This is a genomic window from Paraburkholderia acidicola (genome assembly GCF_002362315.1).
GTDB classification, from domain to species: domain Bacteria; phylum Pseudomonadota; class Gammaproteobacteria; order Burkholderiales; family Burkholderiaceae; genus Paraburkholderia; species Paraburkholderia acidicola.
Map to the genome: position 1 here is coordinate 770194 of NZ_MTZV01000004.1, position 14341 is coordinate 784534.

The following is a 14341-nucleotide window of genomic DNA, read 5'->3' on the forward strand; positions in this document are numbered from 1 at the left end:
GTGCGATTTCGATGAGGTTTCGCTGGATTTGCGTGCTAGATACGCGGCGAACCGACCGCGCCTTGTCAGTCCGCGCGCCGCTCGGAGCGGCGGATTCGTCCGTCGCTCCCTGTGCCGAAGAGCGAGAACCGATCGCCTACTTCGCGACGGTTTCGCCTTCCCACTTCGCATGAGCGTCTGCCGGATCGTGCGGCAGGATCAGGTGGGCGGGCATGCTTCGCTGCACCCGACGTGCAAGCCAGAAGTAAAGCAGCGCGGGCACGACGAGCCCGACGATCCACGAAATATCCGTGCCGCCGAGGCGGTCGACGAACGGTCCGGTATAGAAGCCGCTCGATATGAACGGTAGTTGTACGAGCACGCCGATCACGTAGACGGAGATGCCCGTCGCGTTCCAGCGGCCGTAGCGTCCGTTCGGATCGTATAGCGCGGGTACGTCGTAGCGGTCGCGTGTGATGAAGTAGTAGTCGACCAGATTGATCGCGCTCCATGGTGTGAAGAACGCGAGCAGAAACAGGATGAACGACGAGAACTCTTTCAGGAATGCGTGACGCCCCGCGAGCGCGAGCCACATCGCCGCACCGATCATCACAACGACATACGCGAGCCGCCCGCGTTGCGAAAAGCGGTTGTCGCCGCGAAAGCCGCTGACGATCGTCGCCACTGACATCACGCTGCCATACGCGTTGAGCGTCGTGATCGTGATTTTGCCGAACGCAATCGCGAAGTAGAGCAGCGCGGCGATCGCGCCGGTCGCACCGAGCCCGACGACGAACGACACCTCGTGCCCGGAGAACTGCTTGCCGGCGAGCGCCGCGGCAAACACGCCGAAGGTCATCGAGGTCTGCGCGCCCAGCACCGAACCGGCGCCGATCAGCCAGAACGTCTTGCGTGGAGAAGTCGTGCGCGGCAGATAGCGCGAGTAGTCGGCCACGTAAGGACCAAAGGCGATCTGCCAGGACGCCGACAGCGAAATGGCCAGCAGGAAGCTGCTGATCGAGAAATGACGGATCGCAAGCAGTTGCCCGACGTCGTGCCCGATCAGCAGTTGCGCGAACAGGTACACGAACGCAATCACGCCGATCACGCTCGCAATGCGCCCAACCGTATGAATCAGCCGATAGCCGAACACCGTGAACGCGACGATGACCGCCGTGAACAGAACAATTCCGGCCTCATCGCCCACATGCAGCAGTTGCGCAACCGCCTGGCCAGCGAGGACCGTTCCGCTTGCCGAGAAGCCGACGTACATCAGACAGACGAGCACGATCGGAATCACCGCGCCGTACACGCCGAACTGCACGCGGCTCGAGATCATCTGCGGCAGGCCGAGTTGCGGACCTTGTGCGCCATGCAGCGCCATCACCGCGCCGCCGAGTACCTGCCCGACCAGCAGTCCCACCAGCGACCAGAACACATCGCCGCCCAGCACGACAGCCAGGGCGCCGGTAACGATCGCGGTGATCTGCAGGTTGGCTGCAAGCCACAGCGTGAACTGGCTGATCAGGTGGCCGTGACGTTCGGCAGCGGGAATGTAGTCGATCGTCCGACGTTCGACGACGGTGCGCGACTGCGCATCGTGGGTGGGGACAGCCATGACAGATCCTTTCGAGTGCGGCGGTTTCGAAACGACTGTATGCGGTCAAATTTGTATAGACAACTATTTTCTGCGCTGGTGTTTACCCTTTGATTCCCAGCCAGTAAGCCTTTGATCGACGATTTTCACGCCAGATCCGCCGCTCCTGCCTATACAACATCGCTACTTCGGACATCGCCGGTGCAGGCGAAATTTCTCCGCCGAATTCACAAACGTTCAAAGTTCAGTGGACCGACGATGCCTAAAATCGGCACGCCGCACGCGTGAAATGTTTCGCGCCATCGGTATCGCGCAAACGAGCACGCACCCGGAACATCGCATGTCGAACCATTTCAGTCTTCCCACCAGTGCAGCAACACCCACTGCATCCACCGCATCCACCTCCGCGACCACCGCACCGCGTCCGCGGTGCGATCCAGACGGGCTGGCCCGCCTTCAGGCCGCCGCTGCCGCGCACGGCGGCGTATGTCTCGAAGATGCGTGTACGAAGCTGCAGGCCAAGTATCGCTTTCGCTGCGCAAAGGGACACGAGTGGCTTGGGTGGGGCCATCTCGTGCTGGTCGGCAAGTGGTGCCGGCTCTGCGCCAACGAACGTCAACGCCGCACGATTGAAGACCTGCAGGAAGCCGCCCGTCGACGCGGCGGCCAGTGCCTGAGCACGCAATATCTTGGCTACGCGGACAAGCTCACCTGGATGTGCGAGTTCGGGCACGTCTGGCAAGCCACCTCGAGGACGGTCCAGAACCGGGGCAACTGGTGTCCGCATTGCGCGCGGTTACGCAGGCGCGCCGCTTCGCAAGAAAGCGCTTCTCCCGAGCCACACGCAGATCAACTCGCGGCACCCAGCAAGGTCTTGGGCTCGAGATAGGCTTCGAGTCCGAACACGCCATACTCGCGGCCTATCCCCGATTGCTTGTGACCGCCGAACGGCGCGAGCGGATCGTGATGCACGCCGTTGATCAGCACGCGTCCCGCCGCGAGCTGCGAGGCCACGCTACGCGCACGCGCAAGGTTCGACGAGAACACGCTGGCCTGCAGACCATAGACGGTGTCGTTGGCAATCTCGATCGCTTCTTCCTCCGAGCGGTACGCGAGGATCGACAGCACCGGCCCGAAGATTTCTTCGCGTGCGATCGTCATGTTGTTGGTGACGTGCGCGAAGACCGTCGGCTTCACGAAGTAACCGCGCGTCAATCCGTCGGGCCGTCCCGCACCACCCGCGATCAACGTTGCGCCCTCTTCTTCACCAACCCGGATGTAGTGCTGCACGCGCTCGTATTGCTTGCGATTGACCATCGGCCCGATCGTGGTGGCCGGATCGTGCGGATCGCCCGACTGGATCGTGGCGATCAGGTTCTTCACCCGTTCGATCACTTCGTCGAGCCGTTGCTCCGGCACCAGCAGGCGTGTACCCGCAATGCAGGCCTGGCCGCTGTTCATGAACGCAAGATTGAGCGCAAGCGGCAACGCTTCGGCGAAGTTCGCATCGTCGAGCAGCAGCGTCGGCGACTTGCCACCCAGTTCCAGCGTCACGCGCTTCATCGTCTCGGCACCGGTCCGCAGGATCGACTTGCCGACCGCCGTCGAACCGGTGAACGAAATCTTCGCGATCTTCGGATGCGCGGCAAGCGTCGCGCCCACCACATTGCCTAATCCATTCACGACGTTGAACACGCCCGGTGGCAAGCCGGCTTCGTGCAGCGCCTCGATCACGATCTGCGTCTGCAGCGCGCTCATCTCGCTCGGTTTGATGACCGTCGTGCAGCCCGCGGCGATCGCGGTCGCAAGCTTGTTGCAGATAAAACCGGCGTTGGCGTTCCACGGCGTAATCAGACCGACTACACCGACCGGTTCCATCACCACCTCGGCCGTATTCACACGCCGCGTGAACTCGTAGGTTTCGAGCGTGGTCGCCATCGAGAGAAAGGCTTCCGCGGCATAGCGCGTGCTCCACTGCGCACGTGCTTGTGGCGCGCCGTATTCCTCGACGGTCGCTTCGTTCAGATCGTCGCTGCGCGCCATCAGCGCGTCGTGCAGACGGCGCAGCATCGCGATGCGCTTGCTGCGGCTGGTGCGTGAAAACGCCGGGAACGCGTGCACGGCCGCATCGATTGCGTGTTGCGTGTCAATCTCGTCGCCGAGCGTCACCTGGCCGATGACGGCCTCGGTCGACGGGTTCACGAGATCGAAACGCTCGCGCCCGTGCGGTTTCACGAACGCGCCGTCGATATAGATCGTGTCGATGAGCTTCACTGTGTTGCCTCCGTGGCCTTGCAGCCGATTTCAGTGAAGCCAGTCTAGACTTCGCCCATTGATTTGATAAGCTACACAAATCCGCATGAGCCATTCAGGAAATCGGGACAATGCATCGATCGGGGCTGACCGAACTCGAAGCCGTGCTGGCTGTGGCCAGGCTCGGCAACTTCCGTGCGGCGGCGACCGAACTCGGTATGTCGCCCTCCGCGCTGAGTCAGGCGATTGCCGGCATCGAGGCGCGCCTTAACGTACGGCTGTTCCATCGCACGACGCGCAGCGTCGCGTTAACCGAGGCCGGCGAGCAGTTCGTCGGCAAGATTGCGCCGGCGCTATCCACGATCCACGATGCAATCGACGCGGTGAATTCGCATCGGCAGACGCCGTCGGGCACGCTGCGCATCAACATGGCCGCGAGCGCGGCGCGCCTGATCCTCAGGCCGGTCGTGCTGGAGTATTTGCGCCGTTATCCGGAGATGAAGGTCGACATGGTCACCGAGGGACGGCTGATCGATATCGTCGCCGGCGGTTACGACGCGGGCGTGCGACTCGCCGAGACGGTTCCGGGCGACATGATCGCCGTGCCGCTGACCACCGAACTGCGCTTCGCTGTAGTGGGCAGCCCCGCTTATTTCGAGCAGCATCCCCCGCCGCGTACCCCCGACGATCTGCGCAACCACGCCTGTATCCGCTCGCGTATGCCGGGCGGCGGGCTGTATCGCTGGGAATTTGCGTGGAAGGGTGAAGCGCTCGATGTCGAGGTGGACGGCCCGCTCACACTCGACGAATCGACGCTAATGCTCGAAGCCGCCCGCGCGGGCGTGGGCCTCACGCATCTGGCGGAATGGCATGTCGCACGCGATATCGAGCAGGGGCATCTGATACGCGTGCTTGAAGACTGGACACCGACCTTTCCCGGGTTGAGTCTTTATTATCCCGGGCGCCGCCATGTGCCCGCGGGGTTACGCGCGTTTGTCGATCTGATCCGCGAAATCGGGCCGCTTTCCGCGGCGCATGTGCCAACAGCAGTCAACCCGCTCACCCGTTAGCGTCGGTCACTTGCCGAGGTGGATTTGCGCAGCATCTTCCACAACGCCCCGAGCACAACCGGCACGACCGCCGCACCGATACCGACCAGCACGATCACATTCAGGTACTGACGGATAAACGGAATATTGCCGAAGAAGTACCCGAGCAGCACCAGCAGCAGCACCCAGAACAGCGCACCAGCGATATTGAACAACTGGAAACGGCGCACGGTCATCGCAGATGCGCCCGCGACGAACGGCGCGAACGTCCGCACCACCGGAATGAAACGCGCCAGCACGATGGTCTTGCCGCCGTGCTTCTCGTAGAAGTTGTGCGTCTTCTGCAGCGCCGCGCGGTCGAGGAATTTCTCCAGCACCGGAATGTGCGAATTGAATACCTTCGGCCCGATCGCCCGGCCAATCAGATAGTTGACGGTATTGCCCGTAACCGCCGCAATGACCAGCAGGACGATCAGCAAGCCGAGGCTCATTTCGCCGCTCGCGCAAAACGCGCCGCCGATAAACAGCAGCGAATCGCCAGGCAGAAACGGCAGCACCACCAGGCCGGTTTCGCAGAACACGATCAGGAACAGCACCGCATACACCCACGCGCCGTATTGATTGATGAAGACTCCGAGAAACTTGTCGATGTGCAGGACAAGGTTCACAAACTGCAGCAGCGTATCCAAGGAACGTCCCTTATGAGCGGATGAGGTGACCGGCCCGCGGGCATGAAAACACGCGGGCGGCGAAGGCGCGCCCGATACTGCGGCGCCAAGCCGGAAAATTGACCGCGCCATGATACCGAAAGTGCCTGGCCGCAATAAAAATATGGTGTGACTGCGGGAACGCCGCGGCCCGGAGCGTCAGCGGGGAAGCGCGGCAAATCGCTATAATCCGTCCATGTCCGAGTTCTCAGAATTCTCCGAAAAAGCCGCCGAAGCCACGGGCCCCGCCGCTGCGCAGCCGCCCGGGACCGCCGCGCCGCGTCGCTTACGCACAATCCAGCCGCTACCCGATCAGTTGATCAGCCAGATCGCGGCCGGCGAAGTGGTCGAGCGCCCGGCATCGGTCGTCAAGGAACTGCTCGAAAACGCTATCGATGCCGGTGCGAGCACCTTGCGTATCCTGCTCGACGAAGGCGGCGTCAAACGCATTTCGATCACCGACGACGGCTACGGCATCCCCGAAGCCGAACTGCCGCTCGCGCTGATGCGTCACGCGACCAGCAAGATCCGCTCGCTGGCCGAGCTTGAATCGGTTGCGACGCTTGGGTTTCGCGGCGAAGCGCTGGCTTCGATTGCATCGGTGGCGGAGATGTTCATCACGAGCCGCACCGCCGATGCGCCGCACGCGGTACGCATCGATGCGCAAACCGGCGTGCTCGCGCCCGCGGCCGGCACCCAGGGCACGACGATCGAAGTACGCGAGCTGTACTTCAACACGCCCGCGCGCCGCAAATTCCTGAAGAGCGAGCAGACCGAACTCGGCCATTGCCTCGAAACGATTCGCCGCTCGGCGCTCGCGCGGCCCGACGTGGCGATCTCGGTGCTGCACAACGGCCGCGCGGTCGAGCACTGGAACGCAACCGATCCCGCGGCACGCGTCGCGAAGATTCTCGGCGAGACGTTCGCGACCGCGCACCTGCCGCTCGATGAATCGGCGGGACCGCTCGCCGTGTATGGCTGCGCGGGGCTGCCTACCGCGAGCCGCGGCCGCGCCGACCAGCAATATTTCTTCGTCAACGGGCGCTTCGTGCGCGACAAGCTGCTTACGCATGCCGTGCGGGCCGCCTATGAAGACGTGCTGCACGGCGACCGCTATCCGTCCTATGTGTTGTTCCTCGATATCCCGCCTGAAGCGGTCGATGTGAACGTGCATCCGTCGAAGATCGAAGTGCGTTTCCGCGATTCGCGCTCGATTCATCAGTTCGTGTTTCATGCGGTCCAGCGCGCGCTGGCGCGGCATGCGGGGGCGTCGCCGGAAACGACCGCCGGTGGACATGCTGCGCATATCGCGCCGGTTAGCGGAGCGCCTGGTGCGTCTGGTCCCTTTGGCCCAATGCCCACCGGCTTACCTGGCACGGGGTTCGGCAATCGCGGCGGCAGCGGTGGTGCCGACGCCGGCAACACATGGCTCAGACAGGCGCGGATGACCCAGGGCACGCTGCCGGTTGCGCAGCCGCTCGCGCTTTACGATGCGCTATTCGGTCGGCGTGACACCGGTGCCGGTACGCCGCAAGGTTCAACGACGCTCGAAGCGCGCGACGGAACGGCCACACCGTTTGCCGCGCCAGCAGCGTCGGCCCACACCTTCACCGACGACGAGCAGCCGCTCGGCTTCGCGCTCGGTCAGATCCACGGCATCTACGTGCTGGCGCAAAACGCACACGGGCTCATCATCGTCGACATGCACGCAGCACACGAACGCATTCTCTACGAGCAGTTCAAGAACGCGCTCGCCGATCGTACGATTGCTGTGCAACCGCTGCTGATCCCCCTATCGATGCCCGCGGACGCCGTCGAAATCGGCATCGTCGAGGAAGAGCGCGAGACGCTCGATGCACTCGGCTTCGATCTCGCCGTGCTGTCTCCGACGTCGCTCGCGATCCGCGCCGTTCCCGCGTTGCTGAAGGATGCCGATCTGCAGGCGCTCGCGCGTGCAGTGCTAACCGATCTGCAGGCGTACGGCGGCTCGCGTGTGCTGACCGAGCGGCAGCATGAATTGCTCGGCACGCTCGCGTGCCATCACGCGGTGCGCGCGAACCGGCGCCTCACGCTCGACGAGATGAACGCGTTGCTGCGCCAGATGGAAGCCACCGAGCGTGCGGATCAGTGCAATCACGGGCGGCCGACGTGGTATCAACTGACGCTGACCGATCTCGATCGCCTGTTCATGCGCGGGCAATGAGCGCGGTGCGTTGTTTGCTACGTCGAAGAGCCTGCCTGCGATGATGTCCGCTTCCACCCACACGCCCATTCCGGTTGCGTGCCTGCTCGGGCCGACTGCCTCCGGCAAGACCGCGGCTGCGCTCGCGTTCGCGGCCAGACGACCGGTCGAGATCGTCAGCGTGGATTCGGCACTCGTCTATCGCGAGATGGATATCGGCACCGCGAAGCCGGACGCCGAAGAACGTGCCCGCGTGCCGCATCATCTGATCGATATCGTCGACCCGGCCGATGCCTACTCCGCCGCCGATTTCCGCACCGACACGCTGCGTCTGTGCGGCGAGATCGCGGCGCGCGGACGCATGCCGCTGCTGGTGGGCGGCACGATGCTGTACTACCGCGCGTTGACGCAGGGGCTCAACGAACTGCCCGCCGCCAACCCTGAGGTGCGCGCATCGCTCGATGCCGATGCGGCCCGCGAGGGCTGGCCCGCGATGCACGCGCGGCTCGCGGCGATCGATCCCGAGACTGCTGCGCGGCTCGCGCCGAACGATTCGCAGCGCATCCAGCGTGCACTCGAAGTTTTCCTGCTGGCGGGTCAGCCGATGTCGGCGCTGCTAAACGCTCCGTCGCGTGAAGACACAGCGGCACACTGGCGCTTCGTGCCAGTGGCGCTGGAGCCATCGGATCGCAGCGTGCTGCACGAGCGCATCGCGCGACGCTTCGATGCGATGCTCGCGAACGGTTTTATCGATGAGGTGGAACGGCTGCGCGCCCGCGGCGATCTGCATGCGGGCCTGCCGTCGATGCGCTGTGTCGGCTACCGGCAGGCCTGGGAGTATCTGGACGGCGCCGTCGATTACGCGACGATGCGCGACAAAGGTGTCTTCGCTACGCGGCAGCTCTGCAAGCGACAGCTGACGTGGCTGCGCTCGATGCCGGAGCGGATCGTCGTCGATTGCTGTGCCGACGATGCGGTCGAACGCGCATTGACGGCGCTGGAACAGGCAGTCGGCTGACGCTTCAGGTTTTGCGTTGGGGAGTGTGCTGCGGGAAACGACCGGCAACGTATGAACCGTTGCCGGCAAGCCTGATAAATGCGCCGGTAAATACGCTGCTAGATGCGTTGCAAATTGCGCTGCTAACTACACTGCCGATTGATTCAAGCGCGCCTCAAACAACAACCGTCTGCGCTTCACCTTCACGGCTCTCGCGCACGGTCCCGATCTTCCAGACCTGTTCGCCCGCAGCGGACAACAGCCCGATGGCCTGTTCAGCATCGGCAGCGGACACCACCACCGCCATCCCGATCCCGCAGTTGAACACGCGATGCATCTCCGCATCCGCCACGCCGCCGTGCTTCTGCAGCCACGAGAACAGCGGCGGCAGCGGCCAGGCGCGATGATCGAGTTCGGCGGTGAGACCGGTCCTCAACACACGCGGAATATTTTCGACGAGACCACCACCGGTGATGTGCGCCATACCCTTCACAGCGATCTGCTGCATCAGCGCGAGCAGCGGCTTCACGTAGATGCGCGTAGGCGCCATCAGCGCATCGGCGAGCGTCCGGCCGTCGAAGTCAGCGTCGAGATCCGGTTGCGCGCGCTCGATGATCTTGCGCACCAGCGAAAACCCGTTCGAATGAATGCCGCTCGACGCGAGCCCCAGCACGACGTCGCCGGGAGTAATCGTGCTGCCGTCGATGATCTTGCTCTTCTCGACCGCACCGACCGCGAAACCCGCCAGATCGTATTCACCATCCGGGTACATGCCCGGCATTTCGGCCGTTTCGCCGCCGATCAGCGCGCATCCCGCATACTCGCAGCCTTGCGCGATGCCCTTCACGACCGTCGCCGCCGTACCGACGTCGAGCTTGCCGCAGGCGAAGTAATCGAGGAAGAACAGCGGCTCGGCGCCCTGCACGAGGATGTCGTTCACGCTCATCGCGACGAGATCCTCGCCGACCGTGTCGTGCCGGTTCAGGTGAAACGCGAGTTTCAGCTTCGTGCCGACGCCGTCGGTACCGGACACGAGCACCGGCTCGCGATACTTCTTCGGCACCTCGAAAAGCGCTCCGAAGCCGCCGATGCCGCCCAGCACGCCATCGCGCATCGTCTTTTTGGCAAAGGGCTTGATGGCGTCGACAAGGGCGTCGCCCGCGTCGATGTCCACGCCGGCGTCGCGATACGACAAACCTTGGGCGTCAGAGGCGGATTTCGGTTGATTCATGGGGAAGCGCGAGAAGGTCGGTAAAATGCGATTTTACCCGATGCGGACCGGTCGGCTGGAATTTGACTGCGGGTTAGCCCGGTTGCCGCCCGGCAATCGCCCTTACAGTTGCCTACGCAGTTGCCCACTCAGTTGCCCAATCACCAGGGAAATACGCCTTGCAGCAAAATTCTCCGCTTCTGACCCAGTACCAGCGCCACGTCTTCATCTGGCTCGCCATCGCGCTCGGCACCGGCATCCTGCTGTGGCTGCTGAGCCCGGTGCTGACCCCGTTCCTGCTCGGCGCGATCCTCGCGTACATCCTGCAGCCGGGCGTCGCGTGGCTCGTGCGGCGGCGGGTGCCGCGTGGTCTCGCGGCCCTGCTGATGATGCTGCTGTTCGCGCTGCTGATCACCCTCCTCGTCCTGCTGATCCTCGCCGTCGTACAGAAGGAAGGGCCGCAATTGCGCCAGCAGGTGCCTGGCTTCTTCACCCACCTGCACGACTGGGTGCAGCCGAAACTCGCGTTGCTCGGCCTCGCCGACTCACTCGATTTCGCGAGCATCCGCGATCTCGTGATGGGTCAGCTCGAAGGGAGTGCCAAGACCGTTGCGATGTATGCGTGGACCTCGGTGCGCACCAGCGGCAACGTGATGATCACCGTGATCGGCAACGTCGTAATGGTGCCGCTCGTGCTGTTCTATCTGCTGTACGACTGGAACGACATGCTGCGGCGCGCCCAGAATTTCGTGCCGCGCCGCTGGCTCGACAAGACGCTGCAGCTCGCGCACGACATGGACCAGATGCTGTCGCAATACCTGCGCGGCCAGTTGCTCGTGATGGCCGTGCTGGCCGTGTTCTACGCGCTCGCGCTGTGGATCGCGGGCTTCGAGATCGCGCTGCCCGTCGGCATCTTCACCGGCATTGCGGTGTTCATTCCGTACATCGGCTATGCCACCGGTCTCGTCCTCGCGCTACTCGCCGCGCTGCTGCAGTTCGGCAACTGGTATGGCTTCGGCGCGGTCGCGGTGATCTACGGTATCGGCCAGGTGCTCGAAGGCTTTTTCCTGACACCGCGCCTTGTCGGCGAACGGATCGGCCTGCACCCGCTCGCCGTGATCTTCGCCCTGCTCGCATTCGGTCAACTGTTTGGCTTTTTCGGCGTGCTGCTCGCGCTGCCCGTGAGCGCGATCCTGTCGGTCGCGGTGCGCGAGCTGCGGTTGAGCTACCTGTCTAGCACGCTCTACAAGAACAACTGATTGTTTTCATTTTCAGCCCTCACCTACGCACCCGACCTATCGTGCTTCGACAGCTGACGCTCGATCTCGGCACTCCGCCGCCATCGACATTCGACAACTTCTTCGCCGGTGCGAACGCCGAGCTGGTGACGCGCCTGCGCGAGCTGGACGGCGCGCTCGCGGCCGGCCCGGTCGCGGACCGCACGTTCTATATCTGGGGCGAAGCGGGCAGCGGTCGCACGCACCTGCTGCAGGCGTTCATCCACGAAGCGGCACCGGGGCATGCGCGCTTCGTCAGTCCGCAGAGCGGTCTCGCGGCATTCACCTTCGATCCGCGGGTCGCGCTGTATGCCGTCGACGATTGCGACGGGTTGTCGGCGGCGCAGCAGATCGCGCTCTTCAATCTGTTCAACGAAGTGCGCGCGCAGCCTTCCAGTGCGCTCGTCGCCGCGGGCAACGCCGCGCCGATCGGCCTGACTGTGCGCGAAGACCTGCGCACGCGGCTCGGCTGGGGGCTCGTGTTCCATCTCGCGCCGCTGCCCGACGAAGGCAAGGCGGCCGTGCTGAAACACGCGGCGCGCGAGCGCGGCATCGCGCTCGCCGACGATGTGCCCGCCTACCTGCTCACCCATTTCCGCCGCGACATGCCGAGCCTGATGACGCTGCTCGACGCGCTCGACCGCTTCTCGCTCGAACAGAAGCGCGCGGTGACACTGCCGCTGCTGCGCACGATGCTGGCATCTGCCCCGAAGGAAGTCCCCTTGGGGGATGCCCCGAAGGAAGTCCCCTTGGGGGACCCTTCCGGGGCCGAAGACCCGCGCGCGGCAGCCTCGCCCGCTGCCGGTAGCCGCTTCAAGTAAAATGTGCCCCCATGGCTAATCTCGCACTCTTCGACCTCGATCACACGCTCATCCCCACCGACAGCGACCACGAATGGGGCCGCTTCATGGTCAAGCTCGGCATCGTCGACGGTGCGAGCTTCGCGCGTGAAAACGACCGCTTCTATGCCGACTACAAGGCCGGCAAGCTCGATATCCATGCCTATCTGGTCGCGATGCTGACGCCGCTTGCCGGCCGTTCGCGCGCGCAGTTGAAGGAATGGCACGACCAGTACATGCACGAAGTGATCCGTCCGGCCATCGTGCCGGCCGCCATGGAACTCGTGCGCCAGCACCGCGACGCCGGCGACCTCTGCTGCGTGGTCACCGCGACCAACGAATTCATCACCGCACCGATCGCCGAAGTGTTCGGCGTCGACAACCTGATCGCCTGCGAAGTCGAGACCGTCGACGGCGATCCGCAATCGGCCTACACCGGCCGCCCCACGGGCACACCGAGCTACAAGGAAGGCAAGATCCTGCGTACCGAGGCATGGCTCGCATCGCTTGGCAAGACATGGTCCGATTTCGGACGCAGCTACTTTTACAGCGATTCGCATAACGACATCCCACTGCTCGAACGGGTGACCGACCCCATCGCGACCAACCCTGACGATACGCTGCGCGCCCACGCGCAAGCGCACGGCTGGCGCATCCTGGAACTCTTTCAATCCACGTGATCAAGAAACTCATTCGCAAGCTGTTCGGACAGGACACGACGCCCGCCGACGCATCCCCGGCGGAAGCCGCCGAGACGTCCACGGCGCCCACGAAAACGCGTCGCAAGCCAGCGGGTAAAGCCGCGCCGGCCAAACGCGACCCGGACGTGCCCGTCATCATCCCGTCCGAGATTCACGGCATCGATCCGTCGCTGATCTCGAAGAACGCGATCCGCGTCACCGACGGGCTGCAGCAAGCCGGGTTCCGGGCGTTTATCGTCGGCGGTGCGGTGCGCGACCTGCTGCTCGGCATCGCGCCGAAAGACTTCGACGTCGCCACCGACGCGACCCCCGACGAAGTGCAGAAGCTGTTCCGCCGCGCGCGCATCATCGGCCGGCGTTTTCAGATCGTGCACGTACAGTTCGGCCAGGAAATCATCGAGACCTCGACGTTCCGCGCACTGGTCGACCCGCCGGCCGCCGATGCCCCTCCGCAGAAACGCCTGCGACGCGACGAACTCGATCGCCGCACCCATGCCGTCGACGCCAGCGGCCGCGTGCTGCGCGACAACGTGTGGGGCGAGCAACACGAAGACGCGACGCGCCGCGACTTCACGATCAACGCGATGTACTACGATCCCGCCACGCAGACGGTGCTCGACTATCACAACGGCATGGCCGACATGCGCGCGCGCCTGCTGCGGATGATCGGCGATCCGGCTACGCGTTACCGCGAAGACCCGGTACGGATGCTGCGCGTCGTGCGCTTCGCGGCCAAGCTTGGCTTCGAGATCGAAGATTCGACGCGCGCACCGATCAAGGCGCTCGCCGACCTGATCAACAACGTGCCGGCCGCGCGTCTGTTCGATGAAATGCTCAAGCTGCTGCTCTCGGGCCACGCGCTCGCGTGCCTGCAACGGCTGCGTCAGGAAGGCCTGCATCACGGCCTGCTGCCGCTGCTCGACGTTGTGCTCGAACAGCCGCAAGGCGAGAAATTCATCACGCTCGCGCTCACCAACACCGACGACCGCGTGCGCGCCGGCAAGCCGGTGTCGCCTGGCTTTCTGTTCGCGACGCTGCTATGGCACGACATGCAGCAGCGCTGGCAACAATACGAAGCGAACGGCGAGTATCCGGTGCCCGCGCTGCACCGCGCGATGGACGACGTGCTCGACATGCAGACCGAAAAGCTCGCGATTCACAAGCGCTTCTCGTCCGATATGCGCGAGATCTGGGGCCTGCAGTTGCGCCTCGAAAAACGCTCGGGCCGTGGCGCCATCAAGCTGCTGGAACACCAAAGATTTAGAGCGGGGTATGATTTCCTCCTGTTGCGCTGCGAATCCGGCGAACTCGACGAGTCGGTGGGTGCGTGGTGGACGGAGTTCATCGAGGGAGACATCGCCGCGCGCGAGGCATTGCTCACGCAGGGCGGGAAGGACCGGGCACCCAGAAAACGACGGCGGCGCGGTGGCGCCAGAAACCGCAATGAGGGTGGCGGAATGGAGGGCGGAACGACAGAAGGTAGCCGCGCAGCAAACGACGTGAGCTCCGGCGGCGGCGCTCACGAGGATTGACGCGGTACCGGCACTCGC

General features: G+C 64.1%; 12 protein-coding genes. 8 read left to right on the forward strand and 4 right to left on the reverse strand.

What is annotated here, in order from left to right; translation table 11 throughout:
* Positions 1 to 136 precede the first annotated feature (136 nt).
* Positions 137 to 1597, reverse strand: a complete 1461-nt coding sequence (locus tag BWP39_RS13730) for a purine-cytosine permease family protein (RefSeq protein ID WP_096720971.1) — start codon at positions 1595 to 1597, stop codon at positions 137 to 139.
* A 319-nt stretch (positions 1598 to 1916) separates the two neighbouring features.
* Here BWP39_RS13730 and BWP39_RS13735 point away from each other — a divergent pair, with 319 nt between their 5' ends.
* The gene (locus BWP39_RS13735; RefSeq protein ID WP_133116873.1) at positions 1917 to 2465 is read left to right on the forward strand and encodes a hypothetical protein; all 549 of its coding nucleotides are present in this window, start codon (positions 1917 to 1919) and stop codon (positions 2463 to 2465) included.
* Here the strand turns inward: BWP39_RS13735 and BWP39_RS13740 are convergent.
* The gene (locus BWP39_RS13740; protein ID WP_096720975.1) at positions 2426 to 3850 is read right to left on the reverse strand and encodes an aldehyde dehydrogenase family protein; all 1425 of its coding nucleotides are present in this window, start codon (positions 3848 to 3850) and stop codon (positions 2426 to 2428) included. The genes BWP39_RS13735 and BWP39_RS13740 overlap by 40 nt on opposite strands.
* A 110-nt stretch (positions 3851 to 3960) precedes the next feature.
* Between BWP39_RS13740 and BWP39_RS13745 the strand changes: the two genes are divergently transcribed.
* Positions 3961 to 4899, forward strand: coding sequence for a LysR family transcriptional regulator (locus BWP39_RS13745; protein ID WP_096720977.1), 939 nt, complete (start codon positions 3961 to 3963; stop codon positions 4897 to 4899).
* Here BWP39_RS13745 and BWP39_RS13750 read toward each other — a convergent pair.
* The gene (locus BWP39_RS13750) at positions 4896 to 5567 is read right to left on the reverse strand and encodes a DedA family protein (RefSeq protein ID WP_170043856.1); all 672 of its coding nucleotides are present in this window, start codon (positions 5565 to 5567) and stop codon (positions 4896 to 4898) included. The two genes, BWP39_RS13745 and BWP39_RS13750, sit on opposite strands and share 4 nt — an antisense overlap.
* A 214-nt stretch (positions 5568 to 5781) precedes the next feature.
* Between BWP39_RS13750 and mutL the strand changes: the two genes are divergently transcribed.
* Both mutL and miaA read left to right on the forward strand, forming a co-directional pair.
* Positions 5782 to 7788, forward strand: coding sequence for a DNA mismatch repair endonuclease MutL (mutL, locus tag BWP39_RS13755; RefSeq protein ID WP_096720981.1), 2007 nt, complete (start codon positions 5782 to 5784; stop codon positions 7786 to 7788).
* A gap of 43 nt (positions 7789 to 7831) precedes the next feature.
* Positions 7832 to 8785, forward strand: coding sequence for a tRNA (adenosine(37)-N6)-dimethylallyltransferase MiaA (gene miaA / locus BWP39_RS13760; RefSeq protein WP_096722566.1), 954 nt, complete (start codon positions 7832 to 7834; stop codon positions 8783 to 8785).
* A gap of 154 nt (positions 8786 to 8939) precedes the next feature.
* Here miaA and purM read toward each other — a convergent pair whose 3' ends face one another.
* Positions 8940 to 9995, reverse strand: a complete 1056-nt coding sequence (purM, locus tag BWP39_RS13765) for a phosphoribosylformylglycinamidine cyclo-ligase (protein WP_096720983.1) — start codon at positions 9993 to 9995, stop codon at positions 8940 to 8942.
* A 158-nt stretch (positions 9996 to 10153) separates the two neighbouring features.
* On the opposite strand from purM, the gene BWP39_RS13770 reads away from it, so the two are divergent.
* Genes BWP39_RS13770 through pcnB form a run of 4 tightly spaced genes read left to right on the forward strand, consistent with a single transcriptional unit; the run spans position 10154 to position 14323 of the window.
* On the forward strand, positions 10154 to 11233 hold the full coding sequence (locus tag BWP39_RS13770) for an AI-2E family transporter (RefSeq protein WP_096720985.1): 1080 nt from the start codon (positions 10154 to 10156) through the stop codon (positions 11231 to 11233).
* 41 nt (positions 11234 to 11274) lie between these two features.
* A complete protein-coding gene (hda, locus tag BWP39_RS13775) occupies positions 11275 to 12072 on the forward strand; it encodes a DnaA regulatory inactivator Hda (protein WP_096720987.1) in 798 nt (265 codons plus the stop codon).
* Between the two features lie 11 nt (positions 12073 to 12083).
* On the forward strand, positions 12084 to 12770 hold the full coding sequence (locus BWP39_RS13780) for a histidinol-phosphatase (RefSeq protein ID WP_096720989.1): 687 nt from the start codon (positions 12084 to 12086) through the stop codon (positions 12768 to 12770).
* On the forward strand, positions 12767 to 14323 hold the full coding sequence (pcnB, locus tag BWP39_RS13785; RefSeq protein ID WP_096720991.1) for a polynucleotide adenylyltransferase PcnB: 1557 nt from the start codon (positions 12767 to 12769) through the stop codon (positions 14321 to 14323). Before BWP39_RS13780 ends, pcnB begins: the two co-directional genes overlap by 4 nt.
* The last annotated feature ends 18 nt before the right edge of the window (positions 14324 to 14341 follow it).